The sequence below is a fragment of the Pseudomonadota bacterium genome (assembly GCA_036339585.1).
In the GTDB taxonomy this organism is placed as follows: Bacteria; Pseudomonadota; Alphaproteobacteria; order UBA8366; family UBA8366; genus UBA8366.
Genome location: JAYZAS010000023.1, coordinates 23,045 through 45,954, shown reverse-complemented (window position 1 = coordinate 45,954; position 22,910 = coordinate 23,045). Strand labels below are relative to the sequence as shown.

Below are 22,910 nucleotides of genomic sequence, written 5' to 3'. Positions count from 1 at the left end.
CTTACCCTTCCTTGTACGAGCATTTTAAACTTAGAACCGCATTCAAGGAAGAAGGTTTGAGAATAACTGAAGCCATTTTGTTTAAACGGTAAAAAAATTTATGCGAAATTCAGTTTGGGTTATGCGTCTTATAATGCTGACAACCTATTCAGGCCCCCAAGCTTCGATTAAAGCTCTAATGTCTAATGAAGTATAAAAGCCCGGAATCGTTCCGAAAGGAGGCTCTCTGTAGGCCATCAGGGTCTGTCCTAAATGGGCGCTATCCGAAGAAAACTTTGCAGTTGTGAAAAGACAATCTCCGTCATCACCATCAAATGGATGTTCCAAACCCAACACATGGCCCATTTCGTGAAGAAATTTGTAGTCCATCCGATTATGTTTGCCGGCTCCCTCTGCGCATTCGTTTAAAAACATAATCTGCTTAGTACCGCTAGAGTCGTCGATAACTTCTCCATAATGCGCATCTGGCACGCAAATTAGGTACACCAATAAATCGGCGTTACTTTTATAATATGTTCGTCGAAAATCTAAACTAATTAGCTGATCTAATCTATATAGGAGTTTTTGTGCATCTCTAGCATCCGCTTCGGTTATGCGTCGAGGATTAAGTGCGTAATTTTGGCCTTCATGTCTGAAAACAAATCTATTCGTCGATTTGTTAAAATAGTAAAATAAATTTTGCCTACCGCGTAAAAATTGCTTGGCTTCATTAATCCATGAACGTTGCAACAATCCCTCTGTGTTAAGCGTATTGCTGCACCTGCTACTGGGCAGAGGATTCAGATTACTCTTTCGTTGTATTAGGCCAAGAAACAAATCAAGCGCTCTCAAAACATTTTCTGATGAAGTGGATTGCGCTAATTTAAAAGATTGCGTCTCAGAGGGGAATACATGGTTAGACTTGGATGCCGTGGCCCATGGAAGATTGGAAGAATTTTCAAGATTAAAACCAACGGCGCTCGAAACGCTGCAAGTGGTAGTAATAACGACAACTGAGCACAACATTTGGAAGGTGTGCCATGCAAACTTTAATTTTTGTTGAATTGCTGCGTCTGATGGATGAGTTACATTCATAAAATTACCCGTATCGCGTTTGTGACATTCATATAGCTCTAGCAACTTTTTGTTGGAAAAAATTTCAATATAAAAATAGCCGTTATTCGATGATCTGCAAAGTCATCATCGATACAGTCACAAAGCAAGAAAAAATTCTTAATTTATGGTGGCAATATTATCGACTGACCTTGCGCTATCTTGCTATGGGATAGAATTTAGAGGATACGTATACGAGTCGAGTTTCTAATTGGAGGATCATTCGTGCCGGATCAAAAATTACCATTCAGTGGGGTTAAAGTATTGGATCTTACACACGCGCGTGCCGGGCCAACGGCTGTGCGTCTGTTATCCGATTGGGGTGCAGATACAATTAAAATTGAGCAGCCAGCAGCCACGAGCACAGATAAAGGAAGCATTTTGGGGGCCCGCAATGGGTTTGATTTGCAAAATCTTCATCGCAATAAAAAAAGTCTGACGATTAATCTTAAATCTGCAGAAGGTAAAAAGATTTTTTTCGATCTTGTTAAACGTTCAGATGTGATCGTGGAAAATTTCCGGTCACAAACAAAAAATCGGCTTGGTGTGGATTATAAGAGCTGTGCAGATATTAATCCGCGTATTATCTATGGCAGCCTTTCTGGTTTTGGGCAGGATGGTCCTTATGACAACCGTCCTGGTGTCGACCAGATATTACAGGGTATGGGTGGTTTAATGTCTGTCACTGGTTTGCCGGGGCAAGGTCCCGTTCGTGTAGGCATTCCCATTTGTGACTTAACATCTGGAATGTTTTTGGGATTTGGGCTTGCGGCTGCATTGTTTGAGCGCGAGGCCTCGGGGAAAGGGCAGTGGGTTCAGACGTCACTTTTACAGGCCATTATTGCTATGATGGACTTTCAAGCTGCTAGATTTCTCAAAGATGGCGAGGTTCCAAAGCAGGCTGGTAATGACCATCCCACAGGGGTTCCTACTGGAGTATTTCCCACAGCTGACGGTCACATAAATATTGCGGCGGCCGGCGAAGTCCTTTTTCGAAGGTTTTGTGATGCAGTTGGTTTATCTAAGTTGTACCAAGACACTCGCTTCGACACTTATGAGGGGCGTTCGAGTAACCGTGCGGAACTCAATGCAGAAATCTCAAAGGTTACTGCGACACAGTCTTCTGAGTATTGGGTTGAAATGATGCAAGATGTTGGTGTGCCCTGTGGTCCCATCTACGATATGGGGGAGGTTTTTAACGATCCACAAGTAAAGCACCTTAAGATGGCATGGCCAATGGCTAATGCTTCTGGTGAGTTTCCGGTTGTTCGAACACCATTGGAGATGAGTCGAACAAATGTTGGTGATACCGTACGACTGCCCACGCCCGAACTCGGCGAGCATACAGAACAGATTCTTAGAGAATTGGGATACGATAATGTGGTTATAACTGATTTAAAAAAACGAAATGTAATTTAGTCAGGAATGCCCACTATGGATTACTGGAATAAAGAAACGCTCTCAGCAATTGACAGCATGCTAAATCCGAAATCGGTTGCGATTATTGGCGCGTCCGAGAATAAATCCTACGGCGGCCGATTTATGGCTAAGGCCCTATCTAGTGAAGGTGCATTAACAGTCTATCCTGTCAATCCGAACAGAAATGAGATTCAGGGCCTAAAGGCGTACAAAAGTGTTTTAGATTTGCCGGAAGTTCCAGATGCGGCGGCAATTTTGGTGCCGTGGAATTTCGTCCTTCCAACCCTCGAACAATGTCATGAAAAAGGGATTAAGTCAGTAATTGTAATATCGGCAGGGTTTGCTGAACGAGGAAATGAGGAACGGGAAAATCTACAGAAAGAACTTACAGGTTTCAGTGAACGTACAGGCGTTAGAATTACCGGCCCAAACTGTCTTGGTCTAGCAAGCATAAAAGACAAACGTTGGCTCAACGCGTCTTCTCGGCCAATGATGGGTGAGGCAGGGCCGATAGGCTTAATATGCCAATCTGGCGCGACACTATTTGGCCCGATTTTGGTGCGTGCGGATGAATGTGGAGTGGGACTATCCTATGCCATTTCAACTGGCAATGAAGCCGATTTAGACTTTGCTGACTTCGCTCGATTTTTGTTAGATGACGATAGCACACAAGTTATTGCTGGATTTATAGAGGGAATTAAAAACCCAGCAAAATTTCTTGAAGTTGCCAAGCTTGCTGCTGAATATGCAAAGCCAATGGTGATTATTAAAATCGGGCGGTCCGACTACGGAGCGCGATCTGCAAATTCACATACTGCCGCTCTTACCGGTGCTGATGAAGTGATAGATGCAGCTTTTAAACAGTATGGAGTAATTAGGGCCAGTGGCTATGATGATTGTCTTGAGATTGCACAAATTATGGCTGGTGGAAAGAAACCTCGTGCGGATGGTATTGTGGCGGTATCTCATTCTGGCGGTATCAGTTCACTGCTCGCCGATATGATAGGGACTGAAGGACTCCATTTACCCGACCTAAGCGATAATGCCCGAACTGGCATCAATAAAATCCTTTCAGGTTTTGGTTGGGCATCAAACCCCGCTGACATAACGGGTTTTGCTCATCGCGAGGCTTTTTCTGAGATTATTGATTATTTGGTAAAGGAGCCAAGCTCTGGGACTTTGGTGGTAGCAAGTGCAGGTAAAGGTGCTCACGTTGATAAATTAATCTCCGTCCGCGATACGGGAACCCATAATGTGGCGTACATGTGGACCGGTCGTAGAGATCAGAAAGAAGGTCTTAATGAATTAAAAGCCGCTGGTATTCCTATTTTCTATACGTCTGATTCTCTTGCTAGGGCCCTTCGGCATTTGAAAGATTATTATTGTTGGTTAGAGGGTCGAAATAAAAATGGGTTTGCTAAAACTCAAATGAATAGCGAAGACCAAAAACAAGTTTTTAAGGGCCTTGAAAGCTTAGGCCGAGCGCAACTCAGCGAAACTGAGGCGAAACAATTAATCTCTGCCTGGAATGTCAGGGTAACGACCGAAGTAATTGTAAACTCATCACAAGAAGCGGCTGCTGCTGTTGAAAATTTTGACGGTCCCGTTGTCATGAAAGGTGTTTGTCCAGATATTGCTCATAAAACAGAGGCAGGCATAATAAAAATCGGAATCCTCGATGGTAAAACGGGTGCTGCCGCTTATGACGAGATTATTCAGGCTGTGAATGCTTATGACTCCGAGCTGCCACTAAAGGGAGTTGCGGTTCAAGAAATGGTGACTGAAGGGGTTGAGACTATTCTTGGCGTCTTCGATGATCCGTTAATGGGGCCAATACTCCTGTTTGGTTTAGGTGGAGTTATGGTGGAAGTTTATAATGATGTGGCATTACGGCATTGTCCCATTTTGCCGCATGAAGCGCACGAGATGATCAATGAGGTAATCGGTGCTAAGCTTTTGGCTGGGTTCAGGGGTAGCGAACCATGTGATGTGGATGCTCTTGTTGCAACAATGGTGAGTATATCTCAAATGGCTGCGGGGCTCGCGGGTTCCCTGAAGGAGTTGGATATAAATCCGTTAATGGTGATGCCAAAAAATCGAGGTGTTATTGCACTGGATGCTATGGCAGTTTTAAAAGGAGGAGCAGGCTGATGCCAGATGATGGTTTTCGCAAATGGCTTGGTGTTGAGTATACTGTTATGGAGGATGGGCATGCGGTTGTGCACATGAACGTTCGGCCAGAAATGCAGAATCTCCGTAACATGTGTCAGGGTGGCATTGTGGCGTCGCTGATTGACGTTGCAATGGCTACGGCAGCAGCGGGAGGTAATTACGATACCCGTCTTCGCCCAATGGCAACATTGGAGCTAAAGGTTAATTATCTATCGGGTGCTACTGGTGATCGCCTTGAAGCCGTAGCTGACGTCCTAAAATTGGGCTCTCGAACTGCTGTAGTAAGGTGTGATGTTCGGACCGATGAGGGAGATATCTGTGCTACTGGTCTTGGCACTTTTATGACACGCCGTGTCCATGCAACCGACCCGGGTGGGATGATACCGCCTAAGGGATAAAGGATTCAGAAATGGATTTAGGCCTTAAAGGGAACCTTGCCATTGTTACTGGTGGAGCGCGCGGAATAGGTTGAGCAATAGTCGAACTTTTAACAGATGGAGGTTGCGATATAGCCTTCTGTGCGCGAAACGGCGAAGAAGTACTTGAAACACGAAATATTGAGTAAACGTGGTACTAGAATTATTTCTGGGGCGGTATATGGTACGCAAAGCATTTTCTTCAGAAATTGGATAGTTGAAAGCGCAGAAGAATTACGTGGGTTGGATATTTTGATCGCTAACGCAAGTGCATTGAGCGTCGGCGCGGATGAAGAGGCGTGGCGGACTAGCTTCTAAGGTCACATTCTTGGCACTGTGCGTGCTGTTGAAGCGACACAGGTATACCTTGAGGGATCTGATGCAGGCGCTAACTGTGCTATCTCAAGCACGGCAAGCATAAATACGGCAGGTCGTGTCCGAACATATAGTGGTGCCAAAGCGGCGTTAATTAACTATATCTCCGGTTTAAGCACCAATCTGGCACGGAAGGGTATTTGTGCGAACACAGTGTCGCCACGTCCTGTTTATTTTCCGGGTGATGTTTGGGATTTGCGGAAAAAATATGCTGAAAATGTATGAAGCGGCCATTAAAGCTGCTCCAGCTGGTCGCTTGTACGCTAGATGAAGTTGCTAGTGCAGTAGCTTTTTTGGTTAGTCTAGCGGCAAGTTTTAACACTGGCACCAACATTATAGTTGATGGCGGGTAAACAACGCGCGTTCAATTTTAAATACATTGCTTTCAATCAAATATCCTATAATTCGCCGGCATTTAGTGCTGCGGTGGTATTTACCGCTGAGCTATACATGCTCGTCATCGGCGCATCCTCAAGAATTACCTCTTGTAACTTGTCGAAACCATTAAAAGGTGTCCTCAGAGCTGAGCTGTACGCTCCCGTTAGGCCGATCTCAATATAATCACCTTCGGTGATATTGGCAGGTAGCATAAAAGGCCCTGGCATTACATCAAGGCTATCACACGTTGGTCCATAAAATATAAATGGCTTTAGATCTGTGGAACCGTTTTTCCCTAGGCACTTAACCGGGTAACGAAAACCAAGCAAGCCTGCATCGAAGAGTCCTCCATAAGTACCATCATTTATGTACAAAAAATTATTCTTGCGTGCGTCTACATGCACAATTACTGACCCTGATTCGGCCACTAACGCTCGCCCGGGCTCGCACCATACTTCAAAATTATTAGGAATAGAGAGCTCGGTTAGAGCAGTTTTGATCTCAGAAAAATAGTCCACTAATGGTGCAGGGTCTTGTCCGGGATATAAAGATGGAAATCCGCCGCCAACATCAATTATGTCAATTGGTATATTTGCTGTACACGTGATTTTTTTTATTTGTTGCAGTGCAAGTTTATATGCCGTGGGGTCTAGGCATTGGGATCCAACATGGAAACAGAGACCAAGTCTTTCGCATCTTTTAGCTGCATCTTTTAATAAAGTGACCGCAGTGGCAGTAGTTACACCAAATTTTCTAGTAAGCGAGTGCGCCGCATAGCGGTTGGAAACTGATAGACGCATCAGTAAAGTCAGATCCTTAGAGTGATTTGTGGACGCAGAAATTTTTTCTAATTCTGTTACGCTATCAAAGGCAAAAGATCGGACATCATATTCATAATACGCGCTTTCAATAGCAGCTCTATTTTTAACTGGGTGGAGGAAATTTATTTCAGCCTTGGGAAGGATCTCTCTAACCAGCGCGGCCTCGGATAATGACGCAACATCGAACTGACGTATTCCAGATTTATACAATGTCTTAAGTATGTAAGGGTGTGGATTGGTTTTAACAGCATAGAGAGTATTCCCCGGAAAATTTTTTAAGAAATATTCGGCTGCATTATGTGCAGCTTTAGGTCGAATGCAGCTTACTGGCCTTTGCGGATTGAGAGTGAATACCAGTGACTCAGCAGAAATATAGCGGTCCATCACATGGAGCACTCTTTAATAGTTTCGTTGAATGGAGCTAAACAAACATAGCCGATGTGCGCCGGTTTAGTCCTCTATTATGATTTTGTAAAGGATTGCTTTTTTGTGCGCAAATTTAGAAATTGGTCATAAAAGAGATGCAAAATTCAAGAATCAAGCCCTTTGAGATGATTTTTAGAACCGAGGAGCTGTAAATAGATAAATGCGAAGTGTTATAGTTCGCGAGTAAAGAGCCTAGCTACAATCAATAATTTTGTCACCTTTGGCCATGGGAAATAGACAGCAGAGTGACAAAGATTTTCTTAAAATTTTCCAAAAGATAACTTATCGGAAAACCACGATGTTTTTCGGACATGCGTTTCACGAGAAATATGTTGGTTTTTGAGATAACGAGATAAATGGTATCCTCGAATCGCAAACGGTATTATGCAGATGAATATCATGATAATTATAAGTAATTATTACCGTTGCCATTGGCTTTAGGAATAATGATTGTGACAGATGCTACAATTTCGGTTTGGTAATATCGCCCGCACCGCGCGCTTAAGAAAAACTATAGGATTAAATTTTATTTATTAGATCTATGAGCGCACCGTCTCCTGAAAAACAGTCCGAAGAAGAAGGCTTGCCCCCTCGGCAACGCATCTTGGTCGCTTTAGCAGTACTCCCGGCTGGCGCTATGCAAGGTATGGATACCTTTGCTACCGGTGTTGCGATACCGCGTATGATGGGATCTTTTTCAGTCACTCTTGTTGAAATTTCATGGGTTTTGATTTCCTACCTTGTAGCATCTGCAATGTTCACCCCATTCTATGCGTGGCTTAGTCGGAAAATTGGTTGTAAAAACCTCTTTATTTCAGTCGCTTTTGGGTTTGTTTGCTTCTCAATTCTCGTTGCGCAATCTGATAGCTTGATTGAGGTGGTAGTTTTTAGGTTTTTCCAAGGTGCCTGCGGCGCCGGCTTTAATCCTCTTACAATCCAGATAATTCTTGCTGCTTTTCCTCGAAAGTTACATGGCATCGCTTTTGGCTGGCTCCAGATGGGACGGAATAGCTCTATAGTAATTGGTCCCATTGTAGGGGGGCTTCTTACCGAACTTTTCGATTGGCGGTTTATCTATCTTATGAATGTTCCCCTCGGTCTTTTGGGTTCGTTTTTAATATGGCGTTTACTTCCCAAAGATAAACCACAGGGTGCCAAAGCTTTCGACTTTTTTGGATTCGTTACACTCAGTATTGCACTTTGTGCAACGCAATTACTGCTCTCGCAGGGTGGTAAAATGGACTGGTTCAATTCCAATCTTATCGTCATCTACATATTTATCGCGGCATGTTTTTCTTATGTATTTCTCTTCCATGCGCTCACTTGTAGGCAACCTTATTTAAATCTCAGGGTTTTCAAAAATAGGGAATTCCTAATTGGAATGATACTGGTCGTCTTTACCCAATTTATGATCTATGGGTATATCGGTCTGTTGCCCCCAATTCTTCAGGATCAACTTGGCATGCCCGTCTACGAAGCTGGATTTATTATAGCTTATCGTGGCATAGGCTCTATGCTTGCTTCATTTATTGCCGGGTTCTTAGTGCTTCGCTACAGTCCCAAGTATTTAATCATTTTGGGTATGCTGGGTATAGCATTCTCAACATGGTCGTTGGCAGCATTGGCACCAAACGCAACGGCTATGCACATTATTTTTGCAGTTTTTTTACAAGGTTTTGGACTTGGGTTTGTCAAGACGCCTATCTTATCGCTAACCTTTATGACACTTGAGTCGTCAATGCGACCTGATGGAACCTCTATATTATCTACAGCACAACGCATCGCATCCGGTATAGGTATATCGGTACTAATTGCCATATTAGTTAGTAGCACGCAGCGCGCACGGTCCAATCTGGCACAAAATGTGAGCGAATATAACGAACGGTTTCAGCACCTTGTTTTGCCAGAAAAATGGGACATGGAGAGTTTGCCGGGAGTAATGGCACTTGATAAATTAATCGAAAAGCAAGCAGAATTTATGGGCTACATCATCGATTTTCAGATAATGACCCTAGTTACTGTTCTTATGCTTCCTCTATTGCTTTTGGTAAGGATCAAAAAAGTAAACGAATAGTCAGCTCAATCGTAGTCAAGTTCTCTTAGTAACGGGCCTGCTGCTTTCTCGAACGCGGCAAAAGCGTCGTTATCAAAGTATTCTTTATGATCCCCAACAATTCCTTTGCGGAAGAATGAATTTTGGTCTTCATCGCCACGAATTCGTCCTCCCGATAAGGCCTCAAAGGAGCCCGCCTCAAGACATGAGTCAATGATATCAGGCGCGCTAGCAACCTGAATAAACTCCAAAAGACGTTTGATCTCGGTCTCAGGATTGGCGTGTAACGCCTCATATCGTATCTCCAATAAACGACCCGGATGGGCGTCTCCAAATTCACGGGCCTGAGTGACGCGGCTACGCCACGCACCCGCATAATCTGAAACAAATTCTGCTAAAGTAGTATCTTTAAGAGCTTCAGGACTCCACTTCTGTGAAAAGTGCCAGCCCGATAGGCAAACATCGCGTCCATCGCGCAAAACATGAATAAAGCGACTTTCCGGGAATAATTTAGCTAACTCATTCAGAGCAATAGCGTGCTCCGGGGTTTTTTCACCGATGGCTTCTATGGCATCAATATCGTTAACCCATTGGTCAAATATTGTTAAAATAGCGGTTCGTAGGAGCAGCGTAAGACCATCTGCGTCGAAAACAGGGAAGTCTCCATTTAATCCAAGTGAGGAGGCACGCTCCTTTCGTATTTCCGATTGTTTGTTATAAGCTAGTAGAGTTTTGGTAAGATTTGGAGCGAGATGGTTCATAAAGTGCCCTTCGCCGGCGGAGCGTATGGCTGGGTGTCCGTCAAGTAAACGTTGCAACCACGTAGTCCCCGACTTTGAAGCTCCCACAATAAAAAAGATTTTTTTATCGAATAACTTTTGAAGGCGCTGGTATTTATTCATTGATCATCAATCCCGTTTTCATAACCCTCATATAATACCGTCCCAGGGTCGAACAAATCATCCATCGACAAATAACGTTCACCCGTATCACAGAAAAAACAGATTATATTTTTCCCTGCAAACTCCGGTCTCTTGGCTAATTCACCGGCGCCCCAAATAGTCGCGCCTGAAGTAGGTCCAATTATAAATCCCTCTGCCTTTGTGGTCTTTCTAGCCCATTCAAATGCAACTTCGTCTTCGACAAGTAAAATTTCATCTACCCGATGGCGAGCACGTTCGAAGTTTTCAGCAACGAAACCGGGGCCTATACCACTTATTCTGTGGGGCCCTGGAGCGCCACCGGCGTTGACTGGGCTTGCTGCCGGTTCAACTCCAACTATGCGAATTGAGGGGTCCTTCGCTTTGAGATATTTTGAGATACCTTCAATAGTTCCGCTGGTGCCCATTCCTATTACTACAGCACCAATTTCACCACCTGTTTGTTCCCAAAGTTCGGGGCCAGTGGTTTCGAAATGAGCCGCTGAATTATTAGGGTTCCCGTGTTGATTAGCAAAAAATGTCGTATCGGGATTATTTGCACAATAAGCTAGCGCTAGTTCGCGTGCACCCGTCGTAAGCTTTGCGGCAGGTGTGAGGACCACAGTCGCACCATATGCTGCTAATAACTTCTGGCGTTCGATAGAGCTCGTATCAATCATATAAAAACGCGCTTTAAACCCGAGTATTGCTGAAAGACAAGCGATGCCTATGCCGGTATTCCCGCTTGTTGCTTCCACTACTTCAGTTCCCGGTTTTATATCACCAGCGTCAATTGCATTTTTAATCATAAAAAGCGCTGGCCGATCCTTAATCGATGTGGGATTCATGGCCTCAAGTTTGGCGAGGATATTAGCTGAGCAGTTTGGGAAGAGTCTTTCCAATCTCAGTAGAGGAGTTTTTCCTATAAGCTCGGTAAGGTCATTAGCTATAAGCATGTCAAAATCCGTTTTAGCGGTTGGGTGCAATGCATAAGTCCTGAATATTATCGCATTTTTCGATGCGCCAGATATCATCTAATAATTTCTGAGCAACATCCAAGTCTACTTCCGGTGAGACAAGTTCAAAATACTTATCCTCGAGTTCTTCATCGCTCATAGGATCATCTGGGGCGCCTTTTCTTGTTTCTTGCATGAAGTCTATGGTCTCGGTACCACGCAGTTTAACGGTCAAATGGGCCATTCTTTTCAATGGAAACGCCTCATCAACCTGATCGTCAATATATACCTCACATTTTTTGGCGAGATTTGAAATTAATGGATCGGTAAGAGCTTCAGGTTCAAACGCGTTTAATCGCACTCGTCCTTTGACAAATGCTGTTGCTACTACGAATCCTAAGCTAAATTGACCCTCAAAAAAAGTTTGATGAGATTTACCCCCACAAATGGCAACTGTAGATTTTGCCATCCCAATTTTCACGGACATTATATCTCTGTGTGAAATATTATATTTCTTTTTTATTGTGAGCGCGGCGTCAATTGCAGGAAATGTGTGTCCACAACATCCATGATTTTTGACGGTGATTTTTGTTATGTTATAGGTCGTTCCAAGACCTTCTGTAGATTTTGCCCAATCTACCTCGCTGCTCATAGCCCTTCCAAAGCCCACAGGTCCGTCAAGTATATTTTTTGCTCCTGTAACACCATTTTTAGCTAGCTGCGCTGCCATCAATCCGACTACAGCCGCATGGGCGCCGTGTATCGGTTTGCCGTGGCAATCCTCCCTGAATGCTTGTTGTAAGCCCGCCGCCATCGTGCCAGCACTGCCTAATCCATTCACAAATTGTTCTTCATTGAGTTCTAATAACGTCCCCGCACTAAATAACGATCCAAACGATCCATTTGTTGCTGTGGTATGCCAATATTCATAGTGAGGCCGTCCCATTGCCTCTGCTATTCGGGTACTAATCTCATATCCAATAATGATAGACCGCATAAATGTCAGCCCATCAGCCCCCAAATGATCTGCCACTGAAAAGGCAGTTGAGGTTGTCGGCGTGCCGGGATGATATGCTGCTGGGCCAAATACATCATCGAATTCGACGGTGTGAGATGCCGCAGCATTTATTAAAGTTGCTGTGCGCATTGTGGCCTTGCGCCCCGTTGGGACAATACGAGCCATTCCTCTATCCATATCTTCCGCAAAAGCTGTTTGGAAGCCAATCGCAGGCATCTTCACTCCGCCTGCAGTTGTTGTAGAAAACCAATCAATAAAGCACCGTTTTGCTGCATGAAGCACCTCCGGTTGAATTGCGCTATTTCTTTCATTTACTGCATAAGCTGAAAATATTTCAGAAATCATTTTATTCTTTCCATATAAAATTTGAGGAAATGGCACTTCGGGTATTTTTATCAGGCCGGTTGAATTGATAGGCCAGCATGATTTTATTTACATAATTAATACTGTATACCCTTGTACTAAAGAAATTGTCAGAGGAGTTTGTTGATGGAAAAATACGGTATCGGACAACCAGTAATGCGCAAGGAGGATGTTCGATTTATTACTGGAAAAGGCCAATATACCGATGACATAAACCTCGATGGCCAGGCTCATGGTGCGATTTTAAGATCACCATTGGCTCACGCGGACTTTACAATAAAAGATATAGCTTCCGCTAAATCCATGCCCGGTGTTCTTGCCGTTCTTACTTACGATGATGCGGAGGCCGATTCCATCCCGACGATTCCGTGTCAGGTCTCAATAAAGTGCGCCACAGGGCAAGAAATGTACACGCCGCCACGGTATGTTCTTGCGAAGGATAGGGTGCGCTTCGCTGGGGAACCTATTGCTTTTGTTATAGCAGAGAGCCGGTCTCAGGCGATCGATGCAGCAGAGGCTGTCGTAATAGAGTATGAAGAACTTCCTGCCATAACATCAACTTCTGCCTCAGGCGCTCCCGACGTGGTGCCAATTTGGCCTGAGCGACCTGAGAACTTCTGCGCACATTGGATCAGTCACGAAAGTGGAAAAGTTACTGAGGCTTTCAACAAGGCATACAAAACTGTTAGAATTGAGGTCGTTAATAATCGGGTCGTTGGCTCACCGATGGAACCTCGCGTGGCCATCGGCGAGTATGACGCAGATACCGATACGAAGATCCTACGGTCACCAACACAGGGCGTCCATAAGATAAGGGATGCACTCGCAAAAACGTTCTACAGGATAGATCCAGAGAGGATTCGGGTGATTTCCACTGATACAGGTGGCGGATTTGGCGTGAGATCAAAAATGTACCTTGAGAGTATCCTATGTTTGTGGGCAGCAGAAAAGTTAAACCGGCCTGTGAAATGGAGAGCGGATAGAACCGAGACGTTTCTGGCAGATACACACGGCCGCGATCAAGTATCTATCCTAGAGATGGCTTTCGATGAAGAGGCAAAAATTCTAGGTATGAAAGCCGAAACAATTGCAAATGTTGGTGCCTATCTGTCTGATAATGGACCACGTATTTCTACTGTTGCTGGTGCTCGTGTTGCGGGGACAGTATATGATGTGCCGGCGATGCAGCATTCTGTAAAGGCTTGCTTTTCCAATATGCATCCAACCGATGCATACCGCGGCGCAGGCAGGCCTGAGTTGTGTTATCAGATGGAAAGGTTACTTGATGCTGGGGCCGAAGCTTTTGATATTGGTCGAGAAGAAATTAGAAGGCTTAATTTCATTAAGCCCGATCAATTGCCGTATACAAATCAAATGGGCATGGTCATCGATTCTGGACGATTCGAAGAGACCATGGATAAGGCATTGGAGGCTGCTGACTGGTATGGTTTTGAAGAGAGGCGGTCCGCTTCTGCAATACGCGGTAAACATCGAGGTATCGGAATAGGGTACTATGTTGAAGCATCTGGTGGCAAACCCAGCGAATGGGCGAGGGTGGCGCTTGATCCGGACGGGAATGCAGAACTTTATGTTGGCACTTATAGTCACGGTCAGGGTCACGAGACAGCCTTTAGTCAAATTCTTTCAGAAAAATTAGGGATAGATTTTGATAGCATTTCATTCAATCAGGGAGATACCTCTGTAATTCCTGAGGGCAATGGTACTGGTGGCTCTCGTTCTTCGCAGATGGGAGGTGTTGCAGTATCACGAGCGGCAGATCTTGTAGTTCAAAAAGCAAAAAAAATCGCAGCTCATAAAATCGAAGCGGCTATCGAAGACGTCGAATTTAAAAATGGTATTTTTTCTGTAGCCGGTACAGATTTACGTTTGTCAATTAGTGAAGTGGCTAGAGCAGCTTATGACCCAGCCCAAATACCGCAAGGGGAGGAGTTAGGGCTTGACGAAGATATTTCTTACGAACGAGATACCGAGTGTAATTTCCCTAATGGTTGTCATATTTGTGAAGTTGAGATTGATTCAGATACCGGTGTTATTAAGGTAGTTTCATACACTGCTGTTGATGATTGTGGGGTTATTATTAATCCCCTCATAGTTGCAGGGCAGGTGCATGGTGGTGTGGCTATGGGGCTTGGCCAAGCACTTACTGAACGGACTGCATATGATACTACTGGTCAACTTGTTACCGCATCCTATATGGATTATGGAATGCCAAGGGCAGACGATTTTCCCGATATTTCGGTCGGCTTTAATGTGGTGCCTAACCCGAGTAACGATCTTGGTGTTAAAGGGATTGGAGAAGGCGGCGCTTGCGGTGCTCCACCGGCTATCATTGGTGCAATCTCCAACGCCTTAAATATTACCCATGTAGACATGCCAGTTTCATCAGAGGATACGTGGCGTATCCTTCAGCAGCAAAAAATATTAGATAATGAGAAAATTATAGCCTAACTCCATAGAATTCACCGTCAGGAGGGATGCATTTTTTGTGGAAACACAAACGTACTTTAATCACTACCGTGCGATTTTTCGTGCAGAAATGGTTCGTGTGCTAATCGCCGGGAAAATGCATCCAACCGGTGACTATATATTTAGCACCTGATCCAACAGGGCATCCACGATGTGCATGTGTCCACTCCGCCGGCCAAATTAGTGTTTTACCCTTCTCAGGTTTTATCTTTAAGTCGTAATATGGAAATTCAGTCTCGCCACCATCGGTAACATCATTGAGATAAGTCATCCAAACAAGAAGCCTATGCATAGTACTAAAGCTCATCCGCTCGGAGTGTAATTTATTAAAATGTCCCCCTGAGGTATAGCGTTGAATATTGAACCTTCCTATGTGAATTCTGGGCATAAAAGTTGGAATTATGTCCCATTTATTTGTGTAGGCAACATAACAGCTATGCAGCTTTTCCATAAAGTTTGTCAGCGGGGCGTAGTCGGCTCGCTCCAAATCCTTCGGCTCAATAATAAGATCGGTTGAATTTTTGATCTTTTTATCCACACTGCCGAGGCCTGTCCCACCCTCTTGCTGAAGTGCTTTGTTTGCCTCAAATAAAGCCATTATCTCGTCACATAGTTCCAAGTCATCGAGTTGCCAGGCGCCTATAAAATTTGGCGTTTGCGTTGCTTTAATTGGGAGCTGTTTCATAAGTGGTTTGTGCTATTTCTATCGTGCTAACTGATACTGAGGATATTCACCTAATGTGAACTCAATAACTCCACATGACTTTCGCAAGTAATTTAGCCCCTCTCGATATTGACCGCATCCTAAAAGGCAGGTTCCAAGATTTTTCTGACTTTCTGTAAAATCAGGGTTAATTGAAAGAGCCATCAGGTAACTATCGGTTGCTTTTTCAAACAAGGATAGATCCTGATACGCATTTCCAAGATTATGGTGTGCTTCCATAAAATTTGAGTTTATCTCTATTGCTCGTAGGAATTGTTTTATTGCATCTTCCGGACGCTCCAGTGAACGCAACACATTACCTAAATTGTTAAGTGCATCTAAAAATTCTGGTTGCTGCTCCAGCGCAGTTTCGTAACTTTTCTCAGCTGCCGACAACAATCCTTTTTGCTCTTGTGCTAACCCTAATCGATTGTAAGTCTCAGGGCTTTCGGAATCGTACGATATGGCCGTTTCATAGTAAGAGATTGCTGTATCAATTTCGTCGCTTTCATGGTGTACTTTGCCGAGGTTATAGTGTGCGTCTGCATAATCAGGAGCGATTTCAAGTGCCTTTGAGATTAGCGCTTTAGCCTCTCCATGTTTCCCTCGCTGAAACTGCAGGACACCGTGATAATGTAATGCGATTGGATTCCCGGGGTCCTTGTTGAGTATTTCGAGGTATATCTCCTCTGCCCCGTCTAGATCTCCGGTGCCGTGTAGATCTACTGCTTTCACCATCAGTGCTTGATTTATATTAGAAGCATCGGGATTTTTGTTTTGGTTTCGTTTTCGACGTGACATTCAGCACCTTAGATACTTAACCTAGTTAGATAAAATAAATCATGCTCGAACATGAGAATTTTATATGCGATCATCGTAATCCCTCAATGAAGATTTTCATATAGATCTTTTTGAGCAAGTTCAATTTTCACTAATTAGGAGATACCAATGGCTAAGAAAACCCCTTACGAATTAGTTCCGCAGCTCGGCCGCTTGCGCGATGATGTTCTCTTCGGCGATGTTTGGGAGCAACCGGAACTCAGCAAACGTGACCGCAGCTTGATAACTGTAACAATGCTTGCCGCGTTATATAGAACACCGGAAATGAGAGGCCATATGGAGCGAGCACTTGAAAATGGCGTTACACATGATGAACTTCGCGGCTTAATTACTCACGTTGCATTCTATGCTGGATGGCCATGCGCAGTTAATGCCGGTCGCGTGGCTAGTGAAATTTTTGGAGATGAAGACTAAATTAGAAAATAATTTTTTAAAGAGTTGGAATTACGTCATAGGCAACGCAAAGGCGTTCTTCTTTGCTATTGAATGGTAGAACGCTATGGAACAAAGACGCCGGAAACAGCACTAGGTCACCTGTTCGTACTCGACAGATTTTTCGTGGATAGTCGCTATTCAATATTGGCATTTGGTCTCCGTTCAGGCCGAATGCTATGGCGCCTTCGTTGCCCGTAATTCTATCCGGTATATTGAGATATAGGGTGCCAGAAAGCCAACCTGGATCATGAATGTGGGGCTCAACTTTTCCGCCACTGCTTATCTTTAGGTACCAAGCTTCAAGACGCCAATTTTCCGGCCAATGTGTAATGATGCCTGCATCTAACTCTGAATGTTTCGATTGGAATGCACAGACATGCTTTTTAATAAGGGCATATAAACCGCTAAGTGACGGGTGAGATTTATCGAAAAGGTTGCCTAGTGATGTTTTGCCGTTTGAGATATGTCCCTGATCGGGAAGCTCACGATAGTGCCCTTCGGTAAAATAATCCTTTAATGCCTGAATAGTTTCTCGTCCATATTTTGTATCCATGACATTTGATACGTGTATCAAGTCAATTGGATTTTTGCAGAAAGGGTAGGGATCCTCAATTTGCCACTGGTTAGATGCAAATGCGCTAACCGCAGCCACGGCCCGATCATTTGGATCTTCTTTTAGTACATGATTAATTTTCGTGGTGAAGGCATGCTTTTTATTAAGCGAGTAGAGGCAATGAAGAACTCTATAATTAGATTTACGTTGATTAGCATGTTCGAAAGCTTTCATAGCCTCCTCAAGTCGACCAAGCTTTTGTAGTGCATTACCAATATTGAACTGCGTACGCGCAGTTTCTGGCAAATATTTAGTTGCTGTTTGAAACGCTGATAAAGCTTCTTCTGCACGGCCTAACACCATTAAGGAATTCCCGAGGTTTGTATGTGCTTCACCAAACTCAGGGGATATCGCAAGGGCCTTATTGAAATTCAATATAGCTTTATCGAATTCAACAAGTTTGTGAAGCACCAATCCCAAATTATTGTAACAATCCGCATGTTGTGGATCGAGGGTAAGGGCCTTGTTAAATACCTTTACTGCCTCATCAAATCTCTGTTCGTCATCAAGTGCGCTACCAAGGCCTACATAAAAGTCAGCAATTTCTGGATTATGGTTAATTGCCCCTTGAAAATATTCTACGGCTTCAGCGCTGCGTCCGAGTTTCTGAAGAGCAAGGCCCTTATTACAATAGGCTTCCGCCATTCCAGGTTCATAATCAATTGCATGATCAAAAGAAGAAAGAGAATCTAATATCTTGCCCGTCTGTATCTGCAGAACGCCCATGAGGTGGTACACCTTGGAATTTTTAGGGTCTACTTCAAGGATTTGAGAATAGATAGATTCTGCGGCAGCTAAGTCTCCTTGTTCATGGGTTTTTAAGCCAACATCAATGGCTTCTTCTATGGTGACTTCTGCTTCGTCGCCATGCGGCATGGCGTACTCCAATATTAGTTACTCAGCAGCGTTGGCAATTTTAACTTTAGCATATGAAGGGACGCTTGAGGCTGACACATAAACCTTGCCATCAAAAAGTCGGCGTTGGGTTCTGTAGGCAGAGGTTTGCTCTACGAACCACTCACCATTACTTTTTTGATGCACGCTAGCATTTATATCTATAAATCCAGAACCATGCATGACAATAATGTCATCTTCGTCGGTCTTTGTTTTACGCGATACTTCGTGCTGAATGGTGCCCGTTATGCGACTTGCGGTGGCTGTGCACATGGTGCACGTAAGTGGAAGAGCACGATGGCAATTACCTGAAGACAAAATTCGAGCTGTTAAATGACCGGTTTCCGCTGGTAATGCTTCACCTGACATGAGTACTGCATCTTGCGGAGGGCTTACGAAACCAATGAAGGGCGTCACAGGCGAGTTTCGGCTGACCTCCTCCGAGGTTGCTCCAAAACCAATCATTGCACCCGCATGAGATCTAATTAACTCAAGCTTTTCCATTAATTCTGCATTAGCATCGATCTCATCGGGCAACTCAGTTCCTTTCATACCAACACTCTCTGCATGCACTGTCACAACGGTATTTGCAGCATCAACGATTGACACCTCGATTTTGCCCAAGCCAGGTATGTTAAGCGTATCCTTTGTGTTGCCGGTAGGGAGTAATTTGCCCGTACTCGCTCCTCCGGGTGTTTGAAATGCCATCCGAACAGGAGATCCCGTGCCTGCAACGCCCTTAAGTTCATAATCCCCATCGACAGCAGAGAGGCCCTCATCAAGATCGAAATAAGCATGTAGGATCTTGTTGGTATTGGTGTTTAAAACACGAACCATCGCCTGCCCATCCACTAGCTGCGGTGAGACCAATCCTTCATCAACCGCGAAAGGGCCCATCGCGGCCGACATGTTGCCGCAGTTAGCATTGTAGCCCACCGTTGCATCACGGACGCCGATTTGCGCAAAGGTATAATCAATATCGGCATCTGGATGGTCCGATATTCCGACCACACAAACCTTTGAAAGAGAGGATATGCCGCCGCCCATGCCATTTAGTTGGCGGCCATTAGGGTCCGGAGTGCCCATGGCCGCCAGAAAAAATTCGTCCCAATAAGCTCTTTCAGGAAGGTCAAAGTCTTTAAATACTATAGCATTTGAAGTACCACCACGAATAAACGCTGCGGGGATTGAAAGTTGCTTCATTATAAACTCCGTTCTTATGTCTATGCCTTTTCCTGAGCAGCATTCCTACCTGCAATGCGTCCAAAAACCTGGCCAGAAACCAAACCTGAACCACCAGGATAATTATAATGAAATAAGCCACCAACCATTTCGCCAGCTGTGTAAAGACCTGGGATAGGACGCCAGTCTGTGCCTATAACTTGGGCCTCGGGGTTTACCTTTAATCCTCCAAAGGTAAAGGTAATACCGCCGGTTGCCGGGTAAGCGTGGTACGGCGGCTCATCAATCTTGGTTGCCCAATTGCTTTTTGGTAGCGCGAGCCCTTCAGTGGCTAAGCCATCCTTTTGTGTTGGATCAAACCTATCTGCAGATTGTGCACAATTATTATACTCATTGATGGTTTTTAGTGCTTGAACTTTATCATCGATGTCCATCATCTCAACCAGTTCTTCAAAATTATCTGCTATCAATGGCTTCGCTGTTTCGTATCGTGGCTCTAAATGTTGAACTGTTTTTTGATCAAAAATTTGATACGCTTTTGATCCTGGTTCGTCGAGAATTGCTGCACCGAATTTGGCATAGGTATACATATTGGTATCTTCGCCTTCATCTACAAAGCGAAGTCCCTTACGATTTATCATGATACCAAATAGATAGGAAAGTCGATTAGATTTGTCTGTCAATTTGCGATCGGCAAAATCACTCCAATCAGCATCAATTGGTGTTGAGTGCCGACCTGACCATTGTCCCCAGGGCATAGCTCCTATTGCTAAGGCCATGCGCAATCCATCTCCTTGGTTAAAGGATGTTCCTCGTACTTTGGCATGATCCCAGGGAGCCCCCAAATATTGTGCCCTCCACTGTGCATTAGCCTCAAAGCCGCCACAAGCTAGGACAACGGCATTGGCCGTAATTGTCTTTGACCCGCCGCTTTCTTTCGTGATTACTCCATGGACTTTACCTGCATCGTTTTGAATTAATTCCGTTGCACCAGAACCATATCGAATTTCGATACCTGCCTCTTCTGCTGCTTTGAACCAGCAGCTCGAAAGCCCTACACCTTCATGGACTGCTCGAATAACGACGCCGCCCGGAAATGTCCACTGCCCATTAACCATTATCCCGCATACTGAGGTTGCCGGTTCACACGGTATTTTTGCCGTTTCGACTGCCCACTTAACGGTGTCATAAGAATTATCAATCATTACTGCTGCAAGTTCTCTGTCGGTGCGCCCTTGAGTGACGCGGTCAAGGTCATTCCAAAACCGTTCCTTCGTATATGGGGTAATGCCTTCGTAAAAGTTCAAATATTCGTCTTCGACTCCAGGAAGAAATGGTTCTAAGTCGCGGGGTTCATCGAAAGCAATTCGAAATATTGAACCCGACCAATGTGTGTTACCGCCGCGCATTTCCTTGTGCGCCTTTTCTAGGACCACTACCTTCTCTGCGCCATTTTCCTTAGCCGACAACGCTGCGGCAAAAGCTGCATTTCCAGCGCCCACTACGATTACGTCATAATCCGGCATGAGAATTTCCTCCTATCAAACTTTATGTGAAAATATTTAATTGCTCTGTACTTTATTTTTAGCGGTTTTTCAACGGTATACCCCCATTTGTGCTTTTCTGGAGGTTGTGTTCAAGCATATCAACCGAGGGCTACCCGACCGGCCCTACGCACACAAATTGTGCCTCGAGTTAGCTAACCGATAACTGGTTCGACCCCCAAAGGTGGTTTCATGCTATTGCACGGATTTCATCATTGCATGTGTATCAATTGAGCCAATCGGCACGATTCGATCCCAATTTAGGGGATGGTTTATCCCAAAATGGACGTGTTTCAGACATTGTAAGCACAGGTCCTAGGTGTTTTATTTTTCCGAAGGCACAATCACTTTCGAGCATAATTTCATCAAGCTCCTGTGTGGAAAGATCCATGTCGGGTTTAGTAGGTTCCACGTGGCCTTGCTGGTATATGAACATCCCCGAACGACAAAGGGAAACTCTTACATGATAGGAACCGCCCTCGCGTGCTCGGCGCGCTAGCGCTAGTAATACTCCATAGGCCCCATTATACCCGGTCGTGTAATCACATGCTGATGCGGGCAGAAGCTTTGGTCGGCCATCACCAACATTTACTCCGTTATCCAAACATATTCCTGTCGCGGATTGCGCTATTTGCTCCCAGCCGCCTCTATCTGAAAAGGGACCTCCGTGACCATAACAACTAATAGAAAGATAAATTATTCCTGGGCGCTCGGATGCTAATTGTTCAGGACTTAACCCGTGTTTTTCCATTATCCCGGGTCGGTAGCCCTGACTAAAAACATCTGCCTGCATTGATAACTTCTTAAGGGTCTCCAATTCTTTTTCTTTATTAAGATTTAAAAAACAGCTCCGTTTGCCATGGCTTGTATCCATTACATGCTCAGGTACTTGAGGCAAATGTTCAGCAGTCACCATTAAAACATTGGCACCATTTTCCGCAAGTGTGCGAGCTGCTATCGGGCCAGCTAGGATACGGGTCAAGTCTAGAACTCTGATGCCATCGAGAGGGCGCTTTCCTTTAGGAAATGGAATGGGGTCCGTTTCTCCAATTTTTTCAATTTCTACTAACGGCTTTAAAGACAACATGGCGCCGTGGGGATGCCGTAACCATTCGCTATTAGATCGTACGATAGACCCGCATGCACGCGCTGTAGCAACAGCTTCCTCGAGCTCGTGCGAGTCCCATCTGGAGACAGCTTTCGCAACTGCGTTTGCATTTGACTCACATTGAAGCACGCTTATCACTCGGTCATGCAGATGTGGAAGATTGAAGTGTGGTAGGTACCAGCGTCCGTCTTTGCATTGCCAAGGTTGCGTAATCGAACGCATGTGAGCCATAGATGGGGAGGCTGAAATAGGCTCAAACTCTCCATTAATATTTGGCTGACGTAAGTACAGCGAACTTCTGCATGTTGCAGCCGCATGCTTAACATCAATGTTTATTTTTTGCCGTCGCCCAGTTTTAAGTTCATGTATGTCGGTGACGGCAACGCCGACCCCCGATAGAATACTAGCGGTTGCCTCGCCAAGCTTAAACCGTGATGTAAATACAGGGTCCTCACCCGTGATTGTTACCTCACCGTCTTCCGGGTTTGGCAGCTTGCGAATAGCCATTACTTCATCGAACGATTGAGTCATTTGTGTATCTCCCTATCTTTCCATATGAGCTCGTTTCTCTATTGATGTCTAGTGGGGACACGGAATCTTCCTTTGATTAGGGCTAGTAGTTTTGTATGAAAAGCGTCTTAAGCAATCCTTTTCACGAAGAAATCAGCACACACTCGAATTCTGTAGAAGAGTTT

The 22,910-nt window shown here is 44.6% G+C and carries 20 protein-coding genes; 9 read left to right on the top strand and 11 right to left on the bottom strand.

Annotated elements, in window-relative coordinates; translation table 11 throughout:
* Positions 1-144 precede the first annotated feature (144 nt).
* Positions 145-1,074, bottom strand: coding sequence for a hypothetical protein (locus VX941_12595; protein ID MEE2934244.1), 930 nt, complete (start codon positions 1,072-1,074; stop codon positions 145-147).
* Positions 1,075-1,317: 243 nt separating this feature from the next.
* Between VX941_12595 and VX941_12590 the strand changes: the two genes are divergently transcribed.
* The 6 genes from VX941_12590 (at position 1,318) to VX941_12565 (ending at position 5,827) form a co-directional block, all read left to right on the top strand.
* Entirely contained in the window at positions 1,318-2,511 is a 1,194-nt protein-coding gene (locus tag VX941_12590; protein MEE2934243.1) for a CaiB/BaiF CoA-transferase family protein, read from the top strand.
* A 15-nt stretch (positions 2,512-2,526) separates the two neighbouring features.
* Positions 2,527-4,662, top strand: coding sequence for an acetate--CoA ligase family protein (locus tag VX941_12585; protein MEE2934242.1), 2,136 nt, complete (start codon positions 2,527-2,529; stop codon positions 4,660-4,662).
* Complete coding sequence (locus tag VX941_12580) at positions 4,662-5,081, top strand: PaaI family thioesterase (protein MEE2934241.1); 420 nt, start codon at positions 4,662-4,664, stop codon at positions 5,079-5,081. Before VX941_12585 ends, VX941_12580 begins: the two co-directional genes overlap by 1 nt.
* A 144-nt stretch (positions 5,082-5,225) precedes the next feature.
* Positions 5,226-5,417, top strand: a complete 192-nt coding sequence (locus VX941_12575; protein ID MEE2934240.1) for a hypothetical protein — start codon at positions 5,226-5,228, stop codon at positions 5,415-5,417.
* An 18-nt stretch (positions 5,418-5,435) separates the two neighbouring features.
* Positions 5,436-5,699 (top strand): SDR family oxidoreductase, encoded by a 264-nt coding sequence (locus tag VX941_12570; protein MEE2934239.1) that lies wholly within the window; start codon positions 5,436-5,438, stop codon positions 5,697-5,699.
* Positions 5,696-5,827 carry an SDR family oxidoreductase gene (locus VX941_12565; GenBank protein MEE2934238.1) on the top strand — a complete coding sequence of 44 codons (132 nt, stop codon included), beginning with the start codon at positions 5,696-5,698 and terminating at the stop codon, positions 5,825-5,827. The genes VX941_12570 and VX941_12565 overlap by 4 nt, the downstream gene beginning before the upstream one ends.
* Positions 5,828-5,872: 45 nt before the next feature.
* Here the strand turns inward: VX941_12565 and VX941_12560 are convergent, their stop codons facing one another.
* A complete protein-coding gene (locus tag VX941_12560; protein ID MEE2934237.1) occupies positions 5,873-7,057 on the bottom strand; it encodes a type III PLP-dependent enzyme in 1,185 nt (394 codons plus the stop codon).
* 583 nt (positions 7,058-7,640) lie between these two features.
* On the opposite strand from VX941_12560, the gene VX941_12555 reads away from it, so the two are divergent.
* The gene (locus VX941_12555; protein ID MEE2934236.1) at positions 7,641-9,173 is read left to right on the top strand and encodes a DHA2 family efflux MFS transporter permease subunit; all 1,533 of its coding nucleotides are present in this window, start codon (positions 7,641-7,643) and stop codon (positions 9,171-9,173) included.
* A gap of 5 nt (positions 9,174-9,178) precedes the next feature.
* Here VX941_12555 and VX941_12550 read toward each other — a convergent pair whose 3' ends face one another.
* The 3 genes from VX941_12550 to VX941_12540 are packed head-to-tail and all read right to left on the bottom strand — an operon-like array spanning position 9,179 to position 12,391.
* Positions 9,179-10,054: a sulfotransferase gene (locus VX941_12550; protein ID MEE2934235.1), complete on the bottom strand. Its 876-nt coding sequence runs from the start codon at positions 10,052-10,054 to the stop codon at positions 9,179-9,181.
* Positions 10,051-11,028 (bottom strand): cysteine synthase family protein, encoded by a 978-nt coding sequence (locus VX941_12545; GenBank protein MEE2934234.1) that lies wholly within the window; start codon positions 11,026-11,028, stop codon positions 10,051-10,053. Before VX941_12545 ends, VX941_12550 begins: the two co-directional genes overlap by 4 nt.
* Before the next feature lie 13 nt (positions 11,029-11,041).
* Complete coding sequence (locus VX941_12540) at positions 11,042-12,391, bottom strand: MmgE/PrpD family protein (protein MEE2934233.1); 1,350 nt, start codon at positions 12,389-12,391, stop codon at positions 11,042-11,044.
* A gap of 144 nt (positions 12,392-12,535) precedes the next feature.
* On the opposite strand from VX941_12540, the gene VX941_12535 reads away from it, so the two are divergent.
* Complete coding sequence (locus VX941_12535) at positions 12,536-14,878, top strand: xanthine dehydrogenase family protein molybdopterin-binding subunit (GenBank protein MEE2934232.1); 2,343 nt, start codon at positions 12,536-12,538, stop codon at positions 14,876-14,878.
* Between the two features lie 100 nt (positions 14,879-14,978).
* Here the strand turns inward: VX941_12535 and VX941_12530 are convergent, their stop codons facing one another.
* Together VX941_12530 and VX941_12525 are read right to left on the bottom strand one after the other, a co-directional pair.
* The gene (locus VX941_12530) at positions 14,979-15,581 is read right to left on the bottom strand and encodes a 2OG-Fe(II) oxygenase (GenBank protein MEE2934231.1); all 603 of its coding nucleotides are present in this window, start codon (positions 15,579-15,581) and stop codon (positions 14,979-14,981) included.
* An 18-nt stretch (positions 15,582-15,599) separates the two neighbouring features.
* On the bottom strand, positions 15,600-16,400 hold the full coding sequence (locus tag VX941_12525) for a tetratricopeptide repeat protein (GenBank protein ID MEE2934230.1): 801 nt from the start codon (positions 16,398-16,400) through the stop codon (positions 15,600-15,602).
* A gap of 147 nt (positions 16,401-16,547) precedes the next feature.
* Here VX941_12525 and VX941_12520 point away from each other — a divergent pair, with 147 nt between their 5' ends.
* Positions 16,548-16,853, top strand: coding sequence for a carboxymuconolactone decarboxylase family protein (locus VX941_12520; GenBank protein MEE2934229.1), 306 nt, complete (start codon positions 16,548-16,550; stop codon positions 16,851-16,853).
* Positions 16,854-16,869: 16 nt separating this feature from the next.
* Here the strand turns inward: VX941_12520 and VX941_12515 are convergent, their stop codons facing one another.
* The 4 genes from VX941_12515 to VX941_12500 all read right to left on the bottom strand — a co-directional run bounded on the left by VX941_12515 (position 16,870) and on the right by VX941_12500 (position 22,746).
* Complete coding sequence (locus VX941_12515) at positions 16,870-18,363, bottom strand: tetratricopeptide repeat protein (GenBank protein MEE2934228.1); 1,494 nt, start codon at positions 18,361-18,363, stop codon at positions 16,870-16,872.
* 18 nt (positions 18,364-18,381) lie between these two features.
* The gene (locus VX941_12510) at positions 18,382-19,584 is read right to left on the bottom strand and encodes a PrpF domain-containing protein (protein ID MEE2934227.1); all 1,203 of its coding nucleotides are present in this window, start codon (positions 19,582-19,584) and stop codon (positions 18,382-18,384) included.
* Between the two features lie 20 nt (positions 19,585-19,604).
* Complete coding sequence (tcuA, locus tag VX941_12505; protein ID MEE2934226.1) at positions 19,605-21,089, bottom strand: FAD-dependent tricarballylate dehydrogenase TcuA; 1,485 nt, start codon at positions 21,087-21,089, stop codon at positions 19,605-19,607.
* A 244-nt stretch (positions 21,090-21,333) separates the two neighbouring features.
* The gene (locus VX941_12500; GenBank protein MEE2934225.1) at positions 21,334-22,746 is read right to left on the bottom strand and encodes a CoA transferase; all 1,413 of its coding nucleotides are present in this window, start codon (positions 22,744-22,746) and stop codon (positions 21,334-21,336) included.
* Positions 22,747-22,910: the final 164 nt, after the last annotated feature.

Excerpts from the sequence above, each read along its gene's own strand:
- VX941_12595 (MEE2934244.1), bottom strand. The coding sequence starts at position 1,074 with ATGAATGTAACTCATCCATCAGACGCAGCAATTCAACAAAAATTAAAG.
- VX941_12585 (MEE2934242.1), top strand. The coding sequence starts at position 2,527 with ATGGATTACTGGAATAAAGAAACGCTCTCAGCAATTGACAGCATGCTA.
- VX941_12580 (MEE2934241.1), top strand. The coding sequence starts at position 4,662 with ATGCCAGATGATGGTTTTCGCAAATGGCTTGGTGTTGAGTATACTGTT.
- VX941_12565 (MEE2934238.1), top strand. The coding sequence starts at position 5,696 with ATGAAGCGGCCATTAAAGCTGCTCCAGCTGGTCGCTTGTACGCTAGAT.
- VX941_12560 (MEE2934237.1), bottom strand. The coding sequence starts at position 7,057 with ATGGACCGCTATATTTCTGCTGAGTCACTGGTATTCACTCTCAATCCG.
- VX941_12555 (MEE2934236.1), top strand. The coding sequence starts at position 7,641 with ATGAGCGCACCGTCTCCTGAAAAACAGTCCGAAGAAGAAGGCTTGCCC.
- VX941_12550 (MEE2934235.1), bottom strand. The coding sequence starts at position 10,054 with ATGAATAAATACCAGCGCCTTCAAAAGTTATTCGATAAAAAAATCTTT.
- VX941_12545 (MEE2934234.1), bottom strand. The coding sequence starts at position 11,028 with ATGCTTATAGCTAATGACCTTACCGAGCTTATAGGAAAAACTCCTCTA.
- VX941_12540 (MEE2934233.1), bottom strand. The coding sequence starts at position 12,391 with ATGATTTCTGAAATATTTTCAGCTTATGCAGTAAATGAAAGAAATAGC.
- VX941_12535 (MEE2934232.1), top strand. The coding sequence starts at position 12,536 with ATGGAAAAATACGGTATCGGACAACCAGTAATGCGCAAGGAGGATGTT.
- VX941_12530 (MEE2934231.1), bottom strand. The coding sequence starts at position 15,581 with ATGAAACAGCTCCCAATTAAAGCAACGCAAACGCCAAATTTTATAGGC.
- VX941_12525 (MEE2934230.1), bottom strand. The coding sequence starts at position 16,400 with ATGTCACGTCGAAAACGAAACCAAAACAAAAATCCCGATGCTTCTAAT.
- VX941_12520 (MEE2934229.1), top strand. The coding sequence starts at position 16,548 with ATGGCTAAGAAAACCCCTTACGAATTAGTTCCGCAGCTCGGCCGCTTG.
- VX941_12515 (MEE2934228.1), bottom strand. The coding sequence starts at position 18,363 with ATGCCGCATGGCGACGAAGCAGAAGTCACCATAGAAGAAGCCATTGAT.
- VX941_12510 (MEE2934227.1), bottom strand. The coding sequence starts at position 19,584 with ATGAAGCAACTTTCAATCCCCGCAGCGTTTATTCGTGGTGGTACTTCA.
- tcuA (MEE2934226.1), bottom strand. The coding sequence starts at position 21,089 with ATGCCGGATTATGACGTAATCGTAGTGGGCGCTGGAAATGCAGCTTTT.
- VX941_12500 (MEE2934225.1), bottom strand. The coding sequence starts at position 22,746 with ATGACTCAATCGTTCGATGAAGTAATGGCTATTCGCAAGCTGCCAAAC.